Raw genomic sequence first — 20,637 nt, 5'->3', positions numbered from 1 at the left:
GAAGAAGCACGAGGGGCGGCGGGGGCGGAATGGGGACGCGGCGGGACGTGGGGGACTTGGCGGAGGCGGAGGGCGTGCGCCTGCTGGAGTCGCAGGGCTTCCGGGTGGTGGCGCGCAACTGGACGTGCCGCTACGGCGAGCTGGACATCGTGGCGGAGCAGGGGGAGCTCATGTGCTTCGTGGAGGTGCGCATGCGCTCCACGGCGGCGTGGGGAGACCCGTCACACACCGTGTCCTTCGCCAAGCAGCGCCGGGTGGTGAAGGCCGCGCTGCACTACCTCTTCCAGAACGGCATCGACGGGCGCATGGTGCGCTTCGACGTCATCTCCGTCGTGGGCCAGGGCGAGCACGCCCGGGTGGAGCATCTGCCCGCCGCCTTCGACGCTGGCATGTAAAGGAATCCGTCCCTTGGCTGGAACGCTCTACCTCGTGGCCACGCCCATCGGGAACCTGGGGGACGTCACCGCCCGGGCCCTGGAGACGCTGCGCACCGTGGGCCTCCTCGCGTGCGAGGACACCCGGCACTCGCGAATCCTGTTGGACCACTTCGGTATCACCGGGAAGGACCTGGTGAGCCTGCCCGCCTTCGCGGAGGGGCAGCGCGCCGGGCGCATCCTGGACCGCATCGAAGCAGGGGAGGACTGCGCGCTCGTCACCGACGCGGGCAGCCCCGGCATCAGCGACCCGGGAGAGAAGCTGGTGGCGGAGGCGCTGGAGCGCGGCCTGAAGGTGGAGCCGGTGCCCGGGCCCACGGCGCTGGTGGCCGCCCTGAGCGCGTCAGGCCTGCCCACCGGGCGCTTCCACTTCCTGGGCTTCCTGCCGCGCAAGGGGCCGGAGCGCCGGGCCATGCTGGACGAGGTGGCGCCCCTGTCCGCCACCTGCGTCCTCTACGAGTCCCCGCGCCGTCTGGCGGAGACGCTGGTCGACCTGCAGGAGGCCTGGGGCGACCGCCGCGCGTGTGTGGCGCGCGAGCTGACCAAGCTGCACGAGGAGTTCGTCCGGGGCCCGCTGTCCGCGCTCGTGGCGCGCTACGCGGGCGAGGAGACCCGGGGCGAGGTGGTGGTGCTGGTGGAGGGCCGTACCGGCGAGCAGCGCTGGAGCGAGGACGAGCTGCGCCGGGCGCTGGAGTCGGGCCTGGCTCGCGGCGAGAAGCTCAAGCCGCTGAGCACGGAGCTGGCCCGCCGCGCGGGGTGGCCCGGCCAGGAGGTGTACCGGCTGGGCCTGGGACTGAAGCAGCGGTAGGGGAGGCCCGCCGCTGCTTCAGGCGGGACTTCAGAAGCTGAAGGTCGCGCCCAGGTCGAAGCGGAACGTGGTGCTCTGGATGGCCCGGAAGCGGCGGGACACCAGGTCGTAGCGCCAGTCGAACGTGGGGTTCAGCTCCGGCGAGCCCACGGCGGTGTCCACGGTGCCGTCGCCGTTCAGGTCCTGGCCAATGGCCTCGGACGTGAGCAGGTGGTCCGTGTTGTAGAGGAAGTTGCCGGAGGCGCGGATGGTGAAGGCCTCGGCGGCGCGGGCGATGACGCCCACCTGGCCACCCACCTGGAAGTAGTCGTCGGAGGTGAGCAGCTTGCGCAGCGCGGAGCTCAGCTCGTTGTAGTACCGGCCGCGGCCCACGTAGTTGCCCAGGAGCCGCACGTCCAGGGCGAACTTTTGGGACCTCGCCGCGTTCTCGAAGGGCACCAGCTCCATGCCGAAGGTGAGCGCCGTCTGCGAGGGGGCCTTGATGCCCGTCTCCTGGCGGGTCCACGGCTCTTTGTAGCAGTTGTACGGCGCACCCAGGTTGGGCCGCCCGCTGCCGAAGTTGGGCGGGGGAGTGACGGACTGGTCGCAGTTGGAGTACGCGCCAGGGCCGCGCACCGGGATGGTGTGGGACGCCTTGAAGTACGGCTCCGCCCTGCCCATCTTCCGGGAGAAGGTCGTGTAGAGCTGGTACTTGTGGACGCGGTCGCCCACGTTGCCCTTGTCGCCGTCCGGGTCCGTGTTGTCCAGGCTCGGGTCGCGCTGCTTGGCGGTGGGGGCCTCGTAGTCGATGCCGATGATCCACGTGGGCTTGGTGTCGTCCTTCTCCTGGTTGAAGAAGGCGTACGCCAGGCCGAAGTGCACGTTGCCCAGGCCGCCGCGGTAGCTCTCCTGGGGCACCTGGAACAGCCGGCCCACGCAGCCCTCGGCGGAGTAGGGCGAGCCGTCCGCGTTGTAGCAGCTGTTGGTGATGGTGGAGTTGCCCTGGTTCGTGCCGGACACGAAGTTCCAGGTCTCGTTCTGCTGGAAGACGATGGGCAGCTTGAAGCTGAACTCCAGGTCCTTCCACAGGCCGAAGGCCACGGCCAGATTCAGCCGCGCGTCCACGCCCTTGTACCAGAGCTCGTTGACCTCCGAGACGTTGGTGGCGTCACCGCCGCGAAGCTGCTCGCGGACTATCTTCGCGCGCGTCTGCGTGCGCTCGAAGCCCACGTCGAGGAAGAGGTCGAACGGATCATCATCCTCGAACGAGGAAGCAATCCGGGTGATCTCCGCCGCGCTGGCGGCGAAAGGCACGCCCAGCGTCAGCGCGGCGATGACGGCGCGAAACCTGTGCATCCACTACCTCCGACGACCACGGCCCAGGGCTGCCAGCTAGCCGTGCCGTCGGAGGAGTGTCAAGAAATGGGTGGGGCTTTACTTCCCCGCGACGGAGGTTCCCAGCAATCCATCCAGCCGCTGGACCTCGGTGTCGAAGGCGCCCTTATGGGCGGCCGCCAGGGACGCGCGGAAGGTCTTGTGCTGGTCGAAGGGGTCCAGGACCCGGTTTTCGCCCAGCATGAGCTGGTAGTGCAGGTGGGGGGCGAAGGAGTGGCCCGTGTTGCCGCTCTGGGCCAGCACCTGGCCCGCGTTCACGCGCATCCCGGCCTGGATGCTCTTGGGCAGCTCCGCCAGGTGCAGGAAGAGGGCGCGGCGGCCCTTGCCCCCGGTTTCCACCAGCTCGATGCAGTTGCCGTTGCTGCCAAAGTTCCAGTTCTTGCGCTTGATGACGCCCGCGAAGGGAGCCCGGACCGTCGTGCCCACCGGCGCGCGGAAGTCCACGCCCTTGTGGCCGCGGCCGTCGCGCAGCAGCGAGGTGATCTGCTCGTAGCTGTCGATGGGCGACTTCTCCATCCGCAGCTCCAGCTCGTCGCCGCCGGGCAGGTAGTAGCGGGCGTTCACCTCACCCGCGGGCGTGAAGCGGTAGGCGCGGTGCGTCTGGCCCGTCTTGCCGCTCACGAAGCGCACCGCGTACACCAGCGGCTCCTCGTTGGGGCGGCGCTGGAAGAGCACGTCCAGCGTGTCCCCCCGGAGGATTTCGCCGGGTACGCGGACCCACCACACCAGCGTGCGCGTCACCACCTGCGCCAGGGCGGGGCCCACGGTGGTGTCGGAGGCCTGGACGAGCGCCGTCTCCAGCGGGCCCTCGATGCGGATGGACACGCGCTCCAGGCCCGCGGCCTTCACGGGGTCGGTGGGCGCGGGCGGGGCCACGGGGGCCTGGGCCACGGTGCCGGCGTCCAGCGCGGACGCGGCCTGCGAGGCGACGTCCATGGGGACATCCGCCATGCGCTGTTTCCACCACCACACGCCACCCGCGGCCGCGCCGAGGATGACGGAGACGGCAACCACCGGTCCGAAGGGATTGCGCTTCGGTGGTCCACCGAGGGTGGGAAGATTCGGCCGCATTCAGGCTCCCTGAGGGTAAGAAGGTACGCGGGGGCCGAAACCGCCGGCGAAAAGGCGATATTTCGGCCCCCAGGCTACTCGTCCGGGCCGTCTTCCTGACCGTCCGGGGTGGTGTCGCGCAGGCCGAACTCCTTCATCTTCGTCTGGAGCGACTTGCGGCTGATCTGCAGGAGGCGCGCGGCGCGCGTGACGTTGCCGCCGGTCTCCTCCAGCTTCTTGACGATGAGGTCCCGCTCCAGCTCCGCGGCCTTCATGCGCACGATGTCCTTGAGGCCCACCTCGCCCACGGGGACGTCCAGCGTGCCCAGCGAGGCGGCGACCTGTGCCCCCGCCTGCACGCCCGCTCCCCCGCGCACCGGCTCCGGCAGGTCCTTCGCGGTGATGAGGGGGCCATCCGCGAAGAGCAGCACGCGCTCGATGAGGTTCTCCAGCTCGCGGATGTTGCCCGGCCACGCATACGCCTGGAGCAGCGCGAGCGCGTCGTCGGCGATGCCTTCGATCTTCTTGTGGAGCCGCCGGTTGTACTTGTCCACGAAGTGCTGGGCGAGCATCGGGATGTCGCCGCGGCGCTCGCGCAGCGCGGGCAGCGCGATGGGCACCACGGCCAGCCGGTAGTACAGGTCCTTGCGGAAGCGGCCTGCTTCGATCTCCGCCTGGAGGTCGCGGTTGGTGGCGGCCACCAGGCGCACGTTCACGCGCGTCGTCTTGATGCCGCCCACGCGCTCGAACTCGCCCTCCTGGAGCGCGCGCAGCAGCTTCACCTGCATCTCGACGGGGATCTCGCCAATCTCGTCCAGGAAGAGGGTGCCCTCGTCGGCCAGCTCGAAGCGGCCGGGCTTGGACGTGACGGCGCCGGTGAAGGCGCCCTTCTCGTAGCCGAACAGCTCGCTCTCCAGGAGCGTGGCCGGGATGGCGGCGCAGTTGATCTTGATGAACGGCTTGTCGCGGCGGCTGGACGCGCCGTGCAGCGCGGTGGCGATGAGCTCCTTGCCCGTGCCGCTCTCTCCGGTGATCAGCACCGTGGAGGGCGTGTCCGCGACCTTGTCGATGACCTTGTAGACGTCTTGAATCTGCGGCGACTCGCCGATGATGGCGGACCGGGCCTTGTGGTCCGCGCGCACGGAGCGCTTGGCGCTCTCGTTCGTCTTGGCGGCCTTGGCCACGACGGAGGACAGCTCCGCCTGATCGAAGGGCTTGGTGATGTAGTCGAACGCGCCCGCCTTGATGGCCTCCACCGCGGAGTCCACGGTGCCGTGCGCGGTGATGATGATCACCGGCACGTCCGGGTTGGCGCTGCGCACGGCGGCGAGGACCTCCATGCCGCCCAGCTTGGGCATCACCAGGTCGGTGACGACGATGTCCGCGCCGTTCTTGTGGAACTCGGCCAGGCCCTGCTCGCCGTTCTCCGCCACGGTGACGTCGAACCCGTCGCGGCGCAGCAGGGCGGCCAGCACCTTGCGCAGGTTCGTCTCGTCATCGATGACCAGGACCTTGGCCATGGGTCTTTCGCGCGGAGACCGCGACTTAACGGCGCGCCGGAGGAGCGGCCGGGGTGGCGCCTTCCAACGTGCAGATGGCGTCCGGGTGCTTGATGCGCAAGAGCAGTGACTCCAGCACGCGGAACGGGTGGTTCATCTTGCTGGCGCCCAGGTAGGCCGCGACCATGTCCATGGCCACCGCCAGGTCCATGTTCTCCCGGCCCGTGGACACCACCACGCCGGACTCACCGCGCAGGCGGTTGGACTGGTAGACGCCGTCGGCCGCGAGCTGGCTGATGGTCTGGATCTCCAGCACGCCCGTCTTCTCGTAGATGCGGTGCAGCTGCGAGTACAGGCGCGGCGACAGCACCACGGCGTAGGGCCCGAAGTGGCCGGCCTCGTTGAGCTTGCGCGTGGCCTCCACGATGGTCTGGAAGCCGCCGCCCGGCGCCGTCCAGTCCCCCAGCGTGGCGGTGAGGCGGCCGTTGGCCGTCATCAGGCCCTCGTAGCCCAGGCGCTGGTCGCCGTAGAAGATGAGCTCGTCCTCCTGCTGCGCGCACAGCGCGGCGGCGCCGGCGGCGGCGGACACGTCCAGCGGCATGTTGTGCGTGCGCGCCGCTTCGATGTCCCGCCAGTGCAGCAGGAAGTCCTTGTAGATGATGGGGATGGTCTTGAACTTGCGGACGTCGGTGAAGACCATCGCGGTCTCCTGCTCACCGACGATGTCCACCGCGCCCGGGGACACGCCCTGGAACTCGTCGTAGGCCACCGTCTGCACGCCCGCGCCCAGCGGCCCGTAGATGTCCAGGATGCGGCGGCCCACCAGCGAACGGCGAGCCACCTGGATCACCGTCTCGTTGAGGCGCGCCCACTCCTCTTCGCGCAGCGGGTTCTCGGCATGTCCAAGGAAGTCAGGCATCTGTGTCTCCGTCACGAGCGGCGGCAGAGGAGGGGAGAGGAGAAGGCAGGAAACAAAAGGGTTCTAACGACCGCCACCGGAGCCGCCGCTTCCACCGCCGCGGCGCAGGCTGCCGATGGTGAGCGGATGGCCGTTGGCGGAAGGCGGCGGCGCGGGGACGCCATAGATGAGCCGCTGGGGCGGCAGGGACGTCAGGGGCTCGTTCGCCAGGCGGCCCAGCGCGGGCGGGGCGGGTGGCGCCGCATGCACGGGTTCGGCGGCGGGCAAGGCGGGCTCCGAGGGGACACCCCCCACGGCGGCCTGGAAGTGGCCGGGGACGAAGGGCTTGGCGAAGTGCGCGTCCTGCCCCTTGTCGAGCATGCGGAGCATGTGGGTCGCCTCGGACACGTGCTCCTTCTCCTCCGCCGCCAGGTGGAGGAAGAAGGCCTTGACCTCCGGGAGGGAGGAGTCCTCGGCGAAGGCCTCGTACTCGTTGATGGTCTCGAGTTCGCGCGCCAGGACGGCGCGGATGCGCGCGACGTCGGACCGCTCGGTGTCGGACTTTCCGGCCATTGGGGGCGGACCCTCGCAACCCGTGGGGTGACCGTCAAGTGAAACAGCGGTCGAAGGGTTTCCTGCTGCATGCCGAAGAACGCCGGACGTAGAGTCCGCGCCTTCGTGACCGCCCCCGCGCCCGCCTCGCCCCCTCCCGCCGGCTCTCCGGCAGCCCCTCTTCCGTCCAGCCCTGAACGCAGCGCGGGAGGCCGGGGCGCGATGCTGGTGGGCATTGGCATCCTGGCGTCGCGGCTGATGGGGCTGGTGCGCGAGCGGGTCTTCGCGCACTACCTTGGCAACGCGGAGGCCGCCGCCGTCTTCAAGGCCGCGCTGCGCATCCCCAACTTCCTCCAGAACCTCTTCGGCGAAGGCGTGCTGTCGGGCTCCTTCATCCCCGTCTACGCCCAGCTCCTGGGCAAGAAGGACGCGGACGAGGCGGACCGCGTCGCGGGCGCGGTGTTCGGCCTGCTGGCCATGGCCACCGCCGTGATGGTGGCGCTGGGCATGCTGGCCACGCCGCTGTTCGTGGACCTCATCGCGCCGGGCTTCACGGGCGGCGAGCGCGACCTGGCCGTGCGGCTGGTGCGAATCCTCTTCCCGGGCACGGGCTTCCTGGTGCTGAGCGCGTGGTGCCTGGGCATCCTCAACAGCCACCGGCGCTTCCTCCTGTCCTATCTGGCGCCCGTGGTGTGGAACGTCGTCATCATCGCCACGCTGCTGGTCGTGGGCAGCCTGCACGGCACGTCCGGGGGGCGGGCCTCGGAAGAAGCCGTGACGGAGTGGCTGGCATACGGCGTGGTGCTGGGCAGCTTCCTCCAGTTCGCGGTGCAGGTGCCCACGGTGATGCGCCTGTTGGGGCACTTCCGCCCGGTGGTGTCGCTGGCCAGCGCCTCCGTGCGCCAGGTGATGAAGAACTTCGGCCCGGTGGTGCTGGGGCGCGGCGTGGTGCAGTTCAGCGCGTGGGTGGACACCGCCTTCGCGTCGCTCATCTCCAACCGCGCGCTGTCGTCGCTCCTCTACGCGCAGACCATCTACCTCATCCCGGTGAGCCTCTTCGGCATGGCGGTGTCCGCCGCGGAGCTGCCGGAGATGGCGCGCGCCACGGCGGAAGGGGATGCCCAGGCGCACGCGAAGCTGCGAAGCCGCATCGACTCGGGCTCGCGCCGCATCGCCTTCTGGGTGGTGCCCTCCGCCGTCGCGCTCTTCTTCCTCGGGGACCTGGTGAGCGGTGCGCTCCTGCAGACGGGCCGCTTTGGCGCCTCGGACTCGCGCTACCTCTGGTACCTGCTGATGGGCGCGGCGGTGGGCCTGGTGGCGTCCACCGCGGGCCGGCTCTACGCCTCCGCCTTCTACGCGCTGAAGGACCCCAAGACGCCCCTGCGCTACGCCATCGTGCGCGTGGCCCTGGGCACCGTGAAGGCCTGGTTCCTGGCGCTGTGGCTGCCGGAGCGGCTGGGCCTGCCCCGGGAGCTGGGCGCGGCGTTCCTCACCTTGTCCAGCGGCATCGTCGCCTGGGTGGAGACCACGCTCCTGCGCCGCAAGCTGCGCACCATCGTAGGGCCCGTGGGCCTGCCTTCGGGGCTGCTGCCCCGGCTGTACGGCGCGGCGGTGGTGGGCGGGCTCGTGGCCCTGGCCGTCAAACAGGGCCTCACCGGCCTTCTGGGTCCCATGCCCGGGGTGGGGGCGGAGTGGGGCGGGACCCTCCTGGTGCCGCCCCGGCTGCACCCGGTGCTGGGCCTGATGGCGACGGCGGTGCCCTTCGGCGTCGTCTACTTCGCCATCTCCGCCGCGCTGGGCGTCCCGGAGGCGGGCGCCGTCTTCCGCAAGGTGGGCCGGAAGCTGGGGCTCGCCCGGTAGACGCGGCGCGGCGCCCGGCGGGACGGCTGCCCTCCAGGCGGTGCCTGGGGGCTCAAACGGAATGCAGGACAGCCCCCTTTCCGTTGGGATAGGAGGCCGATTGTGAAGGGGATGGCCGCATGCGGCTTCCTCCGGGCATGGCGCGCGTGTAATGTCCGCCGCCTTTTTCAAGAGGCCCTGACTTCAAGGAAGTCCCGGGTCGGAAATCGTCAACGGAAGGTCTCGGCAGTGAGCGACGAGAAGAGCGGCGGAAATTCGGGCGGTCCTGGCGGTTTCGGTCCCAAGAAGCCGAAGGCCACGTTTGGCGACGTGATGCTGGGCATCCCTTCGGGGGGCCAGGGCAACGAGCGCGGCGGTGGCCGTGGCGGCCGCGATGAGAAGAGTGGGCCAGGCCGCGGTGATCGCGGTCCTCGCGACGCCCAGTCGCAGCCCCGTCCCCAGGGCGACGCGCCCCGCGGTGGCGGCGAGCGCGGCGGTGGCCGTGGCGGCGAGCGCCGGGGTGGCGGAGGAGGCGGCGGCGAGCGCCGTCCGTCCGGCCCCATGGTGGTCGTGAAGCGGGCCTCGGGCTCCATCGAGACGCGCGCCCTGGAGGGTGAGAAGCCCGCCGAGGCGACCGCGACCGCGGAGCAGACGGGCGCCGACGCGCAGGCCTCCGCGGCCTCCACGCCGGCTCCGGCCCCGCGTCCGGTGACGCCGGCCCCCGCGCCGTCCAGCCCGCTGTACGAAGAGGTCCCTGAGACCGAGTCCTTCGCGGACATGTTCGAGGCGCAGGTCAAGGACGGCGGCGCTCCCGGCCGCCGCGGCGTGCGCATTGGCGAGAAGGTCGCCGGCACCATCTTCCAGCTGGGCGCGGACACCGCGTTCGTGTCTCTGGACGGCTCCGCGAAGTCGGAGGCGATGATCGAGCTGCGCGAGCTCAAGGACGACGAGGGCATCCTGCGCTTCGGCGTGGGTGACCGCCTGGAGGCGCACGTCGTGGAGATGGGTGCCCGGGGTATCCAGCTCAGCCGCGCGCTGGCCAAGGGCAACGCGTCCTTCGCGATGCTCGCGGAGGCCCGCGCCTCCGGCATGCCGGTGGAAGGCCTGGTCCTCAGCGTGAACAAGGGTGGCGTGGAAGTCGCCATCGGTGAGACGCGCGCCTTCTGCCCCATCAGCCAGCTGGACATCCGCTTCGTGGAGAAGCCGGATCAGTTCATCGGCGAGAAGCTCCAGTTCCGCGTGACGGAAGTGCGCGACCGCAACGTCGTGCTGTCCCGCCGCTCGCTGCTGGAGGACGAGCAGCGCCGGCTGGCCACGGAGACGCGCAAGACCCTGGCCGTGGGCAAGACGGTCAAGGGCAAGGTCTCCGGCGTGCGCGACTTCGGCGTGTTCGTGGACCTGGGCGGCGTGGAGGGCATGGTCCCCGTCTCCGAGCTCTCCTACACGCGCGTCGCGCACCCCAGCGACGTGGTGAAGCAGGGCGACGACGTGGAGGTGGAGATCCTCCGGATGGAGGAGGGCCAGCCCAACTCCCCGGACAAGTCCAAGCAGAAGGAGCGCATCACCCTGTCGCTGCGTTCGCGTCAGGAGGATCCGTTCAAGAAGGCGCTGGAGGAGATCAAGGAGGGCGACCGCCTGCAGGGCAAGGTCGTCCGGCTCCAGCCCTTCGGCGCGTTCGTGGAGCTGCGCCCGGGCGTGGACGGCCTGGTGCACATCTCCGCGCTGAGCGACCGGCGCATCGCGCACCCGCGCGACGCGGTGAAGGAAGGCGAGGTCATCTGGGTCTCCGTCGAGAAGATCGACCCGAATGACAAGCGCATCGGCCTGCGCCGCATCTCCGAGGAGGAGGCCCAGCGTCCTCCCGAGGAGCGTCCCGCGAAGGAGGCCCAGGCAGCGTCGGCTTCCAAGGAGCCCTCGGCGCCCCGTCCCAAGGTGGGCGCGGTCGTCGTCGGCAAGGTGGATCGGCTGGAGCCCTACGGCGTGTTCCTCGCGTTCCCGGGCGGCAAGGGTCTCATCCCGGCCAGCGAGACGGGCACCGACCGCGGCACGGACATGCGCAAGCACTTCTCCATCGGCCAGGAGCTGAAGGTGGCGATCATCGACATCGACGCCTCCGGGAAGATCCGCCTGTCCATCCCTGGCGCCATCCGCGCGGAGGAGCGCGCCGAGGTGGAGGCGTGGCAGAAGACGCAGCAGCCGCAGGGCGCTGGCAAGAAGGGCTTCGGCACCTTCGCGGATCTGCTCAGCAAGCTGGGCAAGTAGTGACGTCACGCCTTCTCGGCGCTCGCGCGAGACAATGCGATGGGGCGCCGAGATAGGTGTTGACGGTAGCGAGAGGGTTCGGTACTTACCCTCTCGTTCTCGCCGCGGGGTGGAGCAGCCTGGTAGCTCGTCGGGCTCATAACCCGAAGGTCGCAGGTTCAAATCCTGCCCCCGCAACTTGAAAAGCCCGGGGTCGAAATGAAAGTTTCGACCCCGGGTGTTCAAAGCGAAAACAGCAGTACCGCGTCACGGTGACGCGGGGTGGAGCAGCCTGGTAGCTCGTCGGGCTCATAACCCGAAGGTCGCAGGTTCAAATCCTGCCCCCGCAACTCTGAGAGGGCCCCGGTGGAAACGCCGGGGCCCTTTCGCTTTTTCAGCGTCTGGCTTTTCCGCCCGCGGCTTTGGACGGGCGCAATGTCTCGACGGGCAGGAGCGGGTGCTCCTCGAAGTGGCCGCGCGCCGTGCGGACGAACGTGCCCACGTTCGCGGAGGCGCTCCGGCGTCCGGGGTAGATGACGCTCACGGGGATGGGAGGCGGCGCGAACGCTTCGAGGACCAGGACGAGCCGGTCTGCGAGCACGGCGTCCGCCACCTGGTACGAAAGCGTGCGCGCGATGCCGAGGCCTTGCTCCGCCGCCGCGATGGCCGCGTCCGCGCTGTTGAGGATGAGGCGGGGCTGGATGCGCACCGGCTTCTCCCTTTCGCCGAACCGCCACTCGTTCGTCGCGTCGAGGTTCTCGAAGGCGATGAGCTCATGGCGGTTCAGCTCGGCGGGCGAGCGGGGTGACCCACGCTGCTTCACGTAGTGGGGGCTGGCCACCAGCACGCGGCGGACGGTGCCGACCTTGAGGGCAATGAGGCTGCTGTCCTTCAGGTCCCCCAGGCGGACGGCCGCGTCGATGCCTTCGTCCACGAGGTGCTGGTTCCTGTCCGACAGGTGCAGGCGGACGGACAGGGCCGGATGCGCCGCGAGCAGCTTCTGGACTACGGGCAGGACGTGGAGCCGCCCGAAGACGATGGGCGCGGAGAGGTGAAGTTCGCCTCGGGGTTCGGCGTTCTCTCCCCGGACGCGGCGGTCGGCCTCATCCAGGTCCTCCAGCAGCCGCTGGCAGCTCTCCAGATAGATCTGTCCCCGTTCGGTGAGGCGCACGGAGCGCGTCGTGCGCGTGAGGAGCGCGAGCCCGAGCCGCTCCTCCAACTGGGCGATGGCCCGCGTCGCCACGGATGGAGAGATGCGGAGGAGGCGGGACGCGCCCGTGAAGCTTCCCTGCCTGGCGACGGCGACAAACGTCCGGAGCGTGAAGAGCTGGTCCATGATTCTTGCGAATTTGGCAATGAAGTCTTGCCTGTCCCGCTGATTATTTCACCTGCCTTGATGGCTATACGTGGTGCATCAAGGGAGAAAGCCATGGGCCGTTTCGCGAGACTCGCCTTCACGCCAGCGGTGAAGGCGTTGCAGGAACAGCACGGGAGCCGTGGGGCCTACGCGCGGATGGAGAGGGCAGGGGACGCACCGGACGTGCTCACGCCCGACGAGGCGGAGTTTCTGTCCCAGCGTGACAGCTTCTACATGGCCAGCATGGGCGCGAACGGCTGGCCCTACGTCCAGCACCGGGGCGGTCCGCCGGGCTTCGTCCGGGTGCTGGATCCCCACACGCTGGGCTTCGCGGACTACCGGGGGAACAAGCAGTACATCTCCGCGGGCAACGTCAGCGAGAACGACCGGGTCGCGCTCATCTTCGTGGACTACCCGAACCGTGCGCGCCTGAAGGTCCTGGCGCACGCGTCCGTCATCACCCGCGAAACGGATCCCGCCACGATGGAGCGCCTGGAGGTTCCCGGGCAGGGCGCGAAGGCCGAGCGCGGCTTCGTGCTCCGCGTGGAGGGCTTCGACTGGAATTGTCCCCAGCACATCACGCCCCGGTTCACCGAGGCGGAGCTGGACGAAATGCTGCGTCCGGTGTCGACCGAGCTTCAGACGCTCCGCGCGGAGAACCGCTCCCTGCGCGAGGAACTGGAGCGCCTGAAGCGGTCTCCGGTTTGACCCTGGACCTACGGTCGGGTAGGTTACGGTCCGGTAGGTTTGGCCATGGAGGCAAGAGCCATGAACAGCCAGTCGCCAGGCGTACGGAAGAACGGGGATGCCCTGCGGGGTGCCAGCCGCCTCGCGGTGCAGGCCACCCGGGGCGTGATGGGGCTCGTCGAGGAGGTGCACTGCACCATCGCCAGCGGGCCGTCCGTCCTGGGTAGGCCGCTGGAGCGCCCGGCGCGGGCCGTGACGGGGTGGATCTACTCGACACTCCAGGAGGCCACGCGGCACGTCGGGGCGGGGCTCGATGCCGTGCTCACGCGGCTCTCGCCGTGGCTGGGTGACAGTGCTCCGGGGCCTCAGCGGGAGGCGGTGGTCTCCGCGCTGAACGGTGTGCTGGGGGATGCGCTGGAGGCGCAGGGCAACTCGCTCGCGATTCCGATGGCGTTCCGGGTCCACGGGCAGCCGTTGTGCCTGGAGCCCGAGGCCCTGCGCGACGCGCTCCCGGAGGCAGGCAGCCGGCTGCTCGTGCTGGTTCATGGCTCCTCGATGAACGACCTTCAGTGGAGCCGGCGGGGGCATGACCATGGCGCGGCACTGGCGCGCGACCTCGGCTACACGCCTGTTTATCTCCACTACAACAGCGGGCTGCACATCTCCCGGAACGGGCGTGCGCTCTCCGCGTTGCTGGAACAGCTCGTGGCCTGCTGGCCCGTGCCGCTCGAATCGCTGACGCTCCTGGGCCACAGCATGGGGGGACTGGTGGCGCGGAGCGCGTGCCTCGCGGCGGAGGCCGAGGGCCAGGGTTGGCGCCCCCTGTTGCGTGGGCTCGTCTGCCTTGGTTCGCCCCATCACGGTTCGCCGCTGGAGCGCGGTGGAAGCTGGGTGGACGTGCTGCTGGAACTCAGTCCGTACAGCGCGCCGTTCGCGCGCCTGGGACGGATCCGCGGTGCCGGGGTCACCGACCTGCGCTTCGGCAACGTGCTCGACGCGCACTGGGAGGGGCGGGAGCGCTTCGGGTGGGGTGGGGATGCTCGTCGCGGCCTCACGCTGCCGGAGGGCGTGGCCTGCTACGCGATCGCGGCGACCACCGCGAAGGCGTTGGCGGACCGGCTGCCCGGTGACGGGCTGGTCCCGGTGGACAGCGCGCTCGGGCGGCATGCCCTGCCGGAGCTGACGCTGCGGTTCCCGGAAGCGAACCAGCGCATCATTCTGGGCGCGAACCACCTGGATCTGCTCGACCACCCGGAGGCCTACGCCGCGCTTCGAGCGTGGCTCGCTTCCTGAGCGGATCCGCGCGCTACAGCGGCTGGACGTGATCCGCGATGCGGCCCGAGGCCAGCAACTCACGCAGCTCATCGGCCATGCGGTCGCCCTCGGTCAGCACCTGTCTCCACGCGCGGATCCGATCCTCGGCCTTCATCACCGTGAAGTCAGAGCGGTCCGGGATGCGTCCACCGGGCAGCCGCGCCAGGTGCGCGGGTGACGGCGTGATGATCAGCGCGCGGCGGAAGTTGAGCGGCCCCGCGCGGCGCCACCTGAGTGACTTGTCGAACCAGCCGGGCACCACGTACGGATAGAAGTGCGGATAGAGCACCAGCCCGTCGCCCGTCCCGTAGTCGACGTCCAGGTGGTAGTCGACGACGCCGCCGTCCCGGTACGTACCCGCCGGCGCACCCGGGATGTCACGAACGCCCGCGAGCACCATCGGAATGGAGCCCGAAGCGATGAGCGCGGGGCGCAGGTTGTCGCGGGTGAGGGGACGGTGAACCGACGGCAGATCCTTGAGTCCGGCGAAGGGACTGGTGTCCCCGGCGGTGTGGAACACCACGCGCTCCATGTGGAGCCCCAGCGTCCGGCGGCTCACCGCGTTCGCGAGCGCGCCCAGCACGAAGCCCGCGAGCTGGACACGGGACTGCTCCATCGCCAGCAGGCCCTTGCACCGGGTCGTCACCACATGCAGCCGTGCCCACGGGTGCGTGATGATCTCCTCCACGCCATCCGGGCCCAGAAGTGACTCCAGCACCGTCGCGCTCACCTCGCTGACCAGCGCAGGCGGAGGCTTGGGCGGATAGCGCTGCTCCAGGTACGCGTCCGCGAAACGCCGTAGCGCGGCCACCGGGCTCTTCTGCGCCAGGCACGCCAGCCGCCAGCTCCCGATGGAACTGCCGATGAGATGCAGCGGCCGGGTGCGCGGCTGCTGGAGGAACTCGCCAAACAGCACGCGGTCGATTCCCTCCAGCCCCAGCCACTTCGGGCCACCGGAAGCGCCCGGAAGGATGTCCACGTCCTCCGCACGCAGTCCGCGCTCCCGGAGGATGCGCAGGGCGTCGGGGCCCGCAAGCAGGGTCAGGCTCTGGCTCATCGCGGGCGCGGACCCTAGCAGTCTGGCTTGGGCGGGTGCTCAGCGCTCGTCGTCCGACCGTTCCGAATCCAGCGGATGGAGTGTCACCACCTGGTGCCCGTCCTCCGGTTCGGTGCGCGCCTTCTCCAGCTCCTCTGGCGTCTGGGGCGCCCGTTCGGAGAACCCGTCGTTCTCCAGATGCCGCTGGCGCTGCTCACTGGTCTCGCCGTAGCCCTCCAGCTTCTTGCCCGCCATGGTCGTCTTCTCCTGCGAAAGGTGAACCTCAAGGCTTGGGACGACGCCCTGTGGGCGCAAGCGGTGGTCTGCCCGGACGGCCGCACGCTCCAGGAGCGGGGCTCCAGCGGGCGCTCACTCCTCCAGCGTTCCCACGGAAGGGGCCGCGCCGTCGCGCTCGCGCTGGGCCTCCAGGTAGGCGGAGAAGCCCGCCTTGGACTGGATGCGGAACACCGGGATCCGCGGCAGCACGTCGTCCGCGAAGGCGTATTGCTCGCAGACGAGGCTCGCGCGCAGGGCGCCTTCCGGGCCTCCGGTGAAGGGCTGGACCTCGTGCTGGAGGTTGCCCCGGAAGTGGACCAGCAGGCCCGGCCGGGGCCGCAGCTCGCCCTGGAGCTGGTTGTCGCGCAGCAGCCGCAGCGCGCCTCCCTGCACGCCTTTCGGAACCCGCAGGTACAGGACGCTCACGTGTTCGGGCGTCGCGTCCGGGACGCCGCTCGGTTCCTGCAAGGTCGCATCGATGTGCCGTCCCACCGGCGTGCCCGCGTCCAGCAGCAGCAGGTTCAGATAGAACGCGTTGGGACGCAGACGTGTGTCACGGCCGCCGAACCAGCGCTGCGTCCACGGCAACAACCCGCGCGCGCTGTCGTCGTCGAGGATGCGGCGCAGGTAGGCGGACAGGAACGGGAAGCGGGCCTCCAACGTCGCGCGGCCTTCTCGCGTGAAGATGAACGCGAAGCCCCGGCTCGCTCGGAACGTCCCCATCAACGGACTGCGCGCGACGAAGCGGGAGCCGAGCAGGGCATCCCCCAGGGACTCCAGCTCGGCGCGGGGCAGGGCGTCGCGGTGGGTGACGTACTCGGGCACGGACCGGACGGTAGCGCCTTCCCGGCGCGCACGAGAGGGGAACCGCCACCGCTCGCCTCCTTCCCGGCCGGGCCCTTGGCTACAGGGAGGCCTGCTTCGCGCTGGCCTTCGTCTTGCCCAGCATGTGCAGCAGCGCCTTCTCCGAGCAGTGCATGCCTTCGCCCGAGTTCGCCGCCAGCTCGTCCACGGATCGGAAGTAGCGGTCCACCACCTGGCCCCGCTCGAACAGGACGAGCACGGACGGATAGATGTACGACGCCTTCGCCACCGCGGGTGTGTTGCCCAACTGCTCGGAGGCCTCGCGCACCGCGGCCACCATGCTCTTCTTGAGCACGGTCTTCTTCACCGGGCCGCCGTCGCCGTCCTCCTTCACGCGCTCGCGGGCCCTCGCCAGCGCGCAGGCGCAGATGAGCGTGCCCGCCCAGGTGCGGAAGTCCTTGGCGCTGTAGCCGGGGCCCATCACCTGCTGGATGTACTCGTTGATGTGCCGGCGCCGCACGTCCACCACCGCGCCGTCGTCGAGCACGAACTTGAAGACGTCTCGCCCGGACACCTTCAACAACCGCCGCACGAGCGTCGCCACGCGCCGGTCCTTCAGCTCGCGGTGCTGCCGCACGCCGGACTTGCCCGGGTAGTCGAACACCACCGTGTCGCCATGCACCTTCACGTGCCGCGCCCGCAGCGTGGCCAGCCCGAAGCTGCCGTGCTCCTCCGCGTAGCGCTCGCTGCCCGGACGGATGAAGCAGGTGCCCAGGATGCGCAGCATCCCCGCGAGCACCCGCTCCCGGCCCAGCCCCCGCTTGCGCAAGTCCTTGCTCACCTGGCGCCGCATCTTCGGCAGCGCCTGCGCGAAGCCCACGATGCGCTGGTACTTCGCATCCCGCTGCTTCTGCGTGTGCGCCTCGCTGTAGCGGTACTGCCAGCGGCCCGCCCCGTCCCTGCCCACCGCTTGAAGCCGCGCGGAGGCCTTGGGCGAGATGGCCACGTCCGTCCAGGCGGGTGGCAGGCGCAGCGCGTCGATGCGCTCCCGCTCCGCTTGCGACACCGCGCGGCCCTTCGAATCCACGTAGCGGAAGCCGCGCTTCATCGTCCCCAACCGCCGGTGGCCGTCCTGCCGCAGCCGCTCCAACTGGGTCATTCCCCGGCGGGGCGGGACGCGCTCGGATTCTGAGACGGTGGCTTGGGAGGGCATCGCCTCCCTGTAGTGCGCAGTCCACGCCGGGGCGACAATCCGGTTGCCCCCTGTCGGCAGGGGGAGCAGGCGGCCAGAAAAGCCCCTGGCGGCATTTTCGGATATGGGTGCAGTCGTTTAGAGTTCGTTGCGACTCCCACCTCTCAATTTATTCCCGAGGCATGACGACCTTTCTCGACGCCCTCCTGGCGTTTCCGACCGCGATCTTCACCATCCTCCTCGGAGTGGTGCTGGCCTACTGGCTGTGCGTGATCATCGGCGCGGCGGGCATCGACATGCTGGATGGCGACTCGGCCCTGGAGGGCGGCGCCAAGGCGATGAGCGGCGCGTTCGAGGGCGGCGCCAAGGCCACCTCGGGGATCCTGGAAGGTGGCGCGAAGGCCCTCGGGGGCCATGACGTCGGCCACGCGGGGCACTCGCACCTGCACGACGCGGAGGCCGCCACCGGCCTGCTCGCGGCGCTGGGCTTCGGGGGCATCCCCGTCACCGTGTCGGTGAGCCTGGTGGTGTTCCTCTCCTGGTCGCTGTCGCTGCTCGGCGGACAGGCCACGCACTCGGCGCTCTCCATGTTGCCCTCGTGGCTCGTGAGCACGGGCCTGGGCCTCGCTTGCGCGACGGTGGGCACGGTGGTGGGCGGGCTCGCGGTGCGGCCCCTGCGCCCCATCTTCATCGCCAAGCGCGCCCCGGGCCGCGATGCGCTGATGGGCCGCGTGTGCACCATCTCCAGCGGCAGCGTGACGGCGAAGGACGGTCACGCCACTTTCGACGATGGGGCCGCGGGCCTCATCCTCAACGTCTTCTGTGACAAGCCCAATGAGCTCAAGCGCGGTCAGCCGGCGTTGATCCTCGGCTACGACGCGGAGCGGGGCGTGTACGAGGTGGAGCCGGTGGACTGGCTCCTCCCCCAGGAAATGGAGCAGCTGCGTGATCCGCTGAAGGCAGCGGCCGTCGCGCGAGCCCGCTCACATCGATGAACATTGGCGTCCTCCGGGCTCCTCCGGACGGGCGCGACAATCGGCACCGGGTGGCTTTCGCGGGGGACCCCGAGTGCTTGGAAAAAGGCCCGCCCAACGGACTTCACAGGATAGGCCATGGATCCCATCACCAGTGTGGCAATCGCCGGCGTCGCTATCATCATCTTCTTCGGCATCTTCGTCAGCGTGGCCAAGTTCTACCGGCAGGTGGATCAGGGCAAGGTGCTCATCGTCAACACGCTGAAGACGGAGCCCACGGTCACCTTCACCGGCTCCGTGGTGCTGCCCATCGTGCACCGCGCGGAGGTGATGGACATCTCGCTGAAGACGGTTGAAATCGACCGCCGCGGCAAGGAAGGCCTCATCTGCCAGGACAACATCCGCGCGGACATCAAGGTCACCTTCTTCGTGCGCGTGAACAAGACGCGTGAAGACGTGCTCAAGGTGGCCCAGTCCATCGGCTGCGCCCGCGCGTCGGATCAGGAGACGCTGGAGAACCTCTTCGAGGCCAAGTTCTCCGAGGCCCTCAAGACGGTGGGCAAGTCCTTCGACTTCGAGCAGCTCTACACCAAGCGCGACGAGATCAAGGACAAGGTGGTGGAGACCATCGGCCGCGACCTCAACGGCTACATGCTGGAGGACTGCGCCATCGACTTCCTCGAGCAGACCCCGGTGGAGATGCTCGACAAGGACAACATCCTGGACGCGCAGGGCATCCGGAAGATCACCCACCTCACCACCGAGCAGAACGTCTTCACCAACGAGCTGAAGCAGTCCGAGCGCATGGCGGTGACCAAGCGCAACGTGGAAGCCGACGAGGCCATCTTCGCCCTCGAGCGTCAGCGCGAGGAGGCGGCCGCCAAGCAGCGCCGCGAGATCGACATCATCCAGGCGCGTGAGACGGCCGAGGCCGACCGCGTGAAGAGCGAGGAGTTCGCCAAGGCGCAGCTGGCGCGCATCAAGGCGGAGGAAGAGATCGCCATCAACGAGGAGAACAAGCAGCGCCAGGTGCAGGTGGCCCAGAAGAACCGCGAGCGCGTGGTGGGCGTGGAGACCGAGCGCGTGGAGAAGGACCGCGCCCTGGAGGCCATCAACCGCGAGCGTGAGACGGAGCTGCAGCGCATCGCGAAGGAGAAGGCGCTGGAGTCGGAGAAGAAGGCCATCGCCGACGTCGTCCGTGCCCGCATCGCGGTGGAGAAGACCGTCGCCCAGGAAGAGGAGAACATCAAGGACCTGCGCGTGACGGCGGACGCCAGGCGCACCAAGGACGCGATCATCATCACCGCCCAGGCGCACGCGGAAGAGGCGTCCGTGAAGGACGTCACGGCCGCGGAAGCGAGCGCGAAGATCTCCGTGTTCCTCGCCAAGGAGAAGCTGACCCTGGCCGAGGCCGACCTGGAGGCCGCGGACAAGCAGGCCAAGGCGAAGATGCGGCTGGCCGAGGGCATCCAGGCCGAGTCCGCCGCGGCGGGCCTGGCCAGCGTGCGCGTGCGTGAAGCGGACGCGGTCGCCACGGAGAAGCTGGGCATGGCGCAGGTGCGCGTGAAGGAGGCCGAGGCCTCCGTCATCGAGAAGCAGGGCCAGGCGCAGGCGTCCGCGGTGCGCGAGAAGCTGCTCGCCGAGGCCGCGGGTGCGGAGCAGAAGGGCCTGGCCAACGCCCGCGTGCAGGAGGCCGAAGCCACCGCCATCCACAAGCGCGGCGAGGCGGAAGCGTTCGCCACGCGCGAGAAGCAGCTGGCCGAGGCCGCCGCCATCCAGGAGAAGCTGATGGCAGAGGCCCGGGGCCTGTCGGAGAAGGCCGCCGCGATGAAGGCCCTGGACGGCGTGGGCCGCGAGCACGAGGAGTACCGCCTGCGCCTCCAGAAGGAGCGCGACGTGGAGATGGCCGCCATCAACGTCCGCAAGGAGATTGCCCAGGCCCAGGCCACGGTCCTGGCCCAGGCCTTCACCAACGCGAAGTTCCAGATCGTCGGCGGCGACGGGAAGTTCTTCGAGAACTTCGTCAAGGCCGTGTCCTTCGGCAGCTCGGTGGACGGCGCGCTGGACCACGGCGAGTCGCTGAAGAAGGCGCTCGGTGGCTACCTCAACGGTGAGAAGGACCTGCCGGCGGACCTGAAGGAGATCCTCTCCAAGCCGGGCCTCAGCAACGACGCGCAGAACCTGGCCGTCGCGGCGCTGCTCAACCGGATGTCGGTGAGCCCCACGGAGTCCACCGCCGCCGGCATCAAGGCGCTGGTGCAGTCGGAAGCCGCGGCCCTCGCGCAGAAGCAGCAGGGCTGAA

General features: G+C 69.7%; 18 protein-coding genes and 2 tRNA genes. 10 read left to right on the top strand and 10 right to left on the bottom strand.

Annotated elements, in window-relative coordinates:
- Nucleotides 1-29: 29 nt before the first annotated feature.
- A complete protein-coding gene (locus D7X30_RS28495) occupies nucleotides 30-395 on the top strand; it encodes a YraN family protein (RefSeq protein ID WP_120566126.1) in 366 nt (121 codons plus the stop codon).
- 13 nt (nucleotides 396-408) lie between these two features.
- Nucleotides 409-1,242, top strand: coding sequence for a 16S rRNA (cytidine(1402)-2'-O)-methyltransferase (rsmI, locus tag D7X30_RS28490; protein WP_120566125.1), 834 nt, complete (start codon nucleotides 409-411; stop codon nucleotides 1,240-1,242).
- 30 nt (nucleotides 1,243-1,272) lie between these two features.
- Here rsmI and D7X30_RS28485 read toward each other — a convergent pair whose 3' ends face one another.
- The 5 genes from D7X30_RS28485 to D7X30_RS28465 all read right to left on the bottom strand — a co-directional run bounded on the left by D7X30_RS28485 (nucleotide 1,273) and on the right by D7X30_RS28465 (nucleotide 6,636).
- Nucleotides 1,273-2,577, bottom strand: a complete 1,305-nt coding sequence (locus D7X30_RS28485; protein ID WP_120566124.1) for a hypothetical protein — start codon at nucleotides 2,575-2,577, stop codon at nucleotides 1,273-1,275.
- Between the two features lie 78 nt (nucleotides 2,578-2,655).
- Nucleotides 2,656-3,687: a M23 family metallopeptidase gene (locus tag D7X30_RS28480; RefSeq protein ID WP_120566123.1), complete on the bottom strand. Its 1,032-nt coding sequence runs from the start codon at nucleotides 3,685-3,687 to the stop codon at nucleotides 2,656-2,658.
- Between the two features lie 74 nt (nucleotides 3,688-3,761).
- Complete coding sequence (locus D7X30_RS28475; RefSeq protein ID WP_120566122.1) at nucleotides 3,762-5,186, bottom strand: sigma-54 dependent transcriptional regulator; 1,425 nt, start codon at nucleotides 5,184-5,186, stop codon at nucleotides 3,762-3,764.
- Nucleotides 5,187-5,211: 25 nt separating this feature from the next.
- Nucleotides 5,212-6,084 (bottom strand): encapsulin nanocompartment shell protein EncA, encoded by an 873-nt coding sequence (encA, locus tag D7X30_RS28470; RefSeq protein ID WP_120566121.1) that lies wholly within the window; start codon nucleotides 6,082-6,084, stop codon nucleotides 5,212-5,214.
- A 63-nt stretch (nucleotides 6,085-6,147) separates the two neighbouring features.
- Complete coding sequence (locus D7X30_RS28465) at nucleotides 6,148-6,636, bottom strand: ferritin family protein (protein ID WP_120566120.1); 489 nt, start codon at nucleotides 6,634-6,636, stop codon at nucleotides 6,148-6,150.
- A gap of 69 nt (nucleotides 6,637-6,705) precedes the next feature.
- Between D7X30_RS28465 and murJ the strand changes: the two genes are divergently transcribed.
- From murJ to D7X30_RS28445, 4 genes are all read left to right on the top strand, one after another.
- Complete coding sequence (gene murJ / locus D7X30_RS28460) at nucleotides 6,706-8,475, top strand: murein biosynthesis integral membrane protein MurJ (RefSeq protein WP_370051730.1); 1,770 nt, start codon at nucleotides 6,706-6,708, stop codon at nucleotides 8,473-8,475.
- Between the two features lie 228 nt (nucleotides 8,476-8,703).
- Nucleotides 8,704-10,716 (top strand): S1 RNA-binding domain-containing protein, encoded by a 2,013-nt coding sequence (locus D7X30_RS28455; RefSeq protein WP_120566119.1) that lies wholly within the window; start codon nucleotides 8,704-8,706, stop codon nucleotides 10,714-10,716.
- 103 nt (nucleotides 10,717-10,819) lie between these two features.
- A tRNA-Met gene (locus D7X30_RS28450) sits at nucleotides 10,820-10,893 on the top strand.
- Between the two features lie 78 nt (nucleotides 10,894-10,971).
- A tRNA-Met gene (locus D7X30_RS28445) sits at nucleotides 10,972-11,045 on the top strand.
- 44 nt (nucleotides 11,046-11,089) lie between these two features.
- Here the strand turns inward: D7X30_RS28445 and D7X30_RS28440 are convergent.
- On the bottom strand, nucleotides 11,090-12,031 hold the full coding sequence (locus tag D7X30_RS28440; RefSeq protein WP_120566118.1) for a LysR family transcriptional regulator: 942 nt from the start codon (nucleotides 12,029-12,031) through the stop codon (nucleotides 11,090-11,092).
- Nucleotides 12,032-12,124: 93 nt separating this feature from the next.
- Between D7X30_RS28440 and D7X30_RS28435 the strand changes: the two genes are divergently transcribed.
- Nucleotides 12,125-12,760 carry a pyridoxamine 5'-phosphate oxidase family protein gene (locus D7X30_RS28435; RefSeq protein ID WP_120566117.1) on the top strand — a complete coding sequence of 212 codons (636 nt, stop codon included), beginning with the start codon at nucleotides 12,125-12,127 and terminating at the stop codon, nucleotides 12,758-12,760.
- Between the two features lie 60 nt (nucleotides 12,761-12,820).
- Complete coding sequence (locus D7X30_RS28430) at nucleotides 12,821-14,032, top strand: alpha/beta hydrolase (RefSeq protein ID WP_120566116.1); 1,212 nt, start codon at nucleotides 12,821-12,823, stop codon at nucleotides 14,030-14,032.
- Between the two features lie 13 nt (nucleotides 14,033-14,045).
- Here D7X30_RS28430 and D7X30_RS28425 read toward each other — a convergent pair whose 3' ends face one another.
- From D7X30_RS28425 to D7X30_RS28410, 4 genes are all read right to left on the bottom strand, one after another.
- On the bottom strand, nucleotides 14,046-15,110 hold the full coding sequence (locus D7X30_RS28425; RefSeq protein ID WP_120566115.1) for a patatin-like phospholipase family protein: 1,065 nt from the start codon (nucleotides 15,108-15,110) through the stop codon (nucleotides 14,046-14,048).
- Nucleotides 15,111-15,149: 39 nt separating this feature from the next.
- Nucleotides 15,150-15,344, bottom strand: coding sequence for a hypothetical protein (locus tag D7X30_RS28420; protein WP_120566114.1), 195 nt, complete (start codon nucleotides 15,342-15,344; stop codon nucleotides 15,150-15,152).
- Between the two features lie 114 nt (nucleotides 15,345-15,458).
- Entirely contained in the window at nucleotides 15,459-16,190 is a 732-nt protein-coding gene (locus tag D7X30_RS28415) for a 2OG-Fe(II) oxygenase (protein WP_120566113.1), read from the bottom strand.
- A 79-nt stretch (nucleotides 16,191-16,269) separates the two neighbouring features.
- Nucleotides 16,270-17,382 (bottom strand): DNA topoisomerase IB, encoded by a 1,113-nt coding sequence (locus D7X30_RS28410; RefSeq protein ID WP_233591827.1) that lies wholly within the window; start codon nucleotides 17,380-17,382, stop codon nucleotides 16,270-16,272.
- A 161-nt stretch (nucleotides 17,383-17,543) separates the two neighbouring features.
- Between D7X30_RS28410 and D7X30_RS28405 the strand changes: the two genes are divergently transcribed.
- Both D7X30_RS28405 and D7X30_RS28400 read left to right on the top strand, forming a co-directional pair.
- Nucleotides 17,544-18,356: a hypothetical protein gene (locus D7X30_RS28405; protein ID WP_120566111.1), complete on the top strand. Its 813-nt coding sequence runs from the start codon at nucleotides 17,544-17,546 to the stop codon at nucleotides 18,354-18,356.
- Between the two features lie 117 nt (nucleotides 18,357-18,473).
- The gene (locus D7X30_RS28400; protein ID WP_120566110.1) at nucleotides 18,474-20,636 is read left to right on the top strand and encodes a flotillin family protein; all 2,163 of its coding nucleotides are present in this window, start codon (nucleotides 18,474-18,476) and stop codon (nucleotides 20,634-20,636) included.
- Nucleotide 20,637 lies beyond the last annotated feature (1 nt).

This window comes from Corallococcus sp. AB011P (genome assembly GCF_003611605.1).
Lineage (GTDB): Bacteria > Myxococcota > Myxococcia > Myxococcales > Myxococcaceae > Corallococcus > Corallococcus coralloides.
This window is presented reverse-complemented; position numbering and strand designations above follow the sequence as displayed.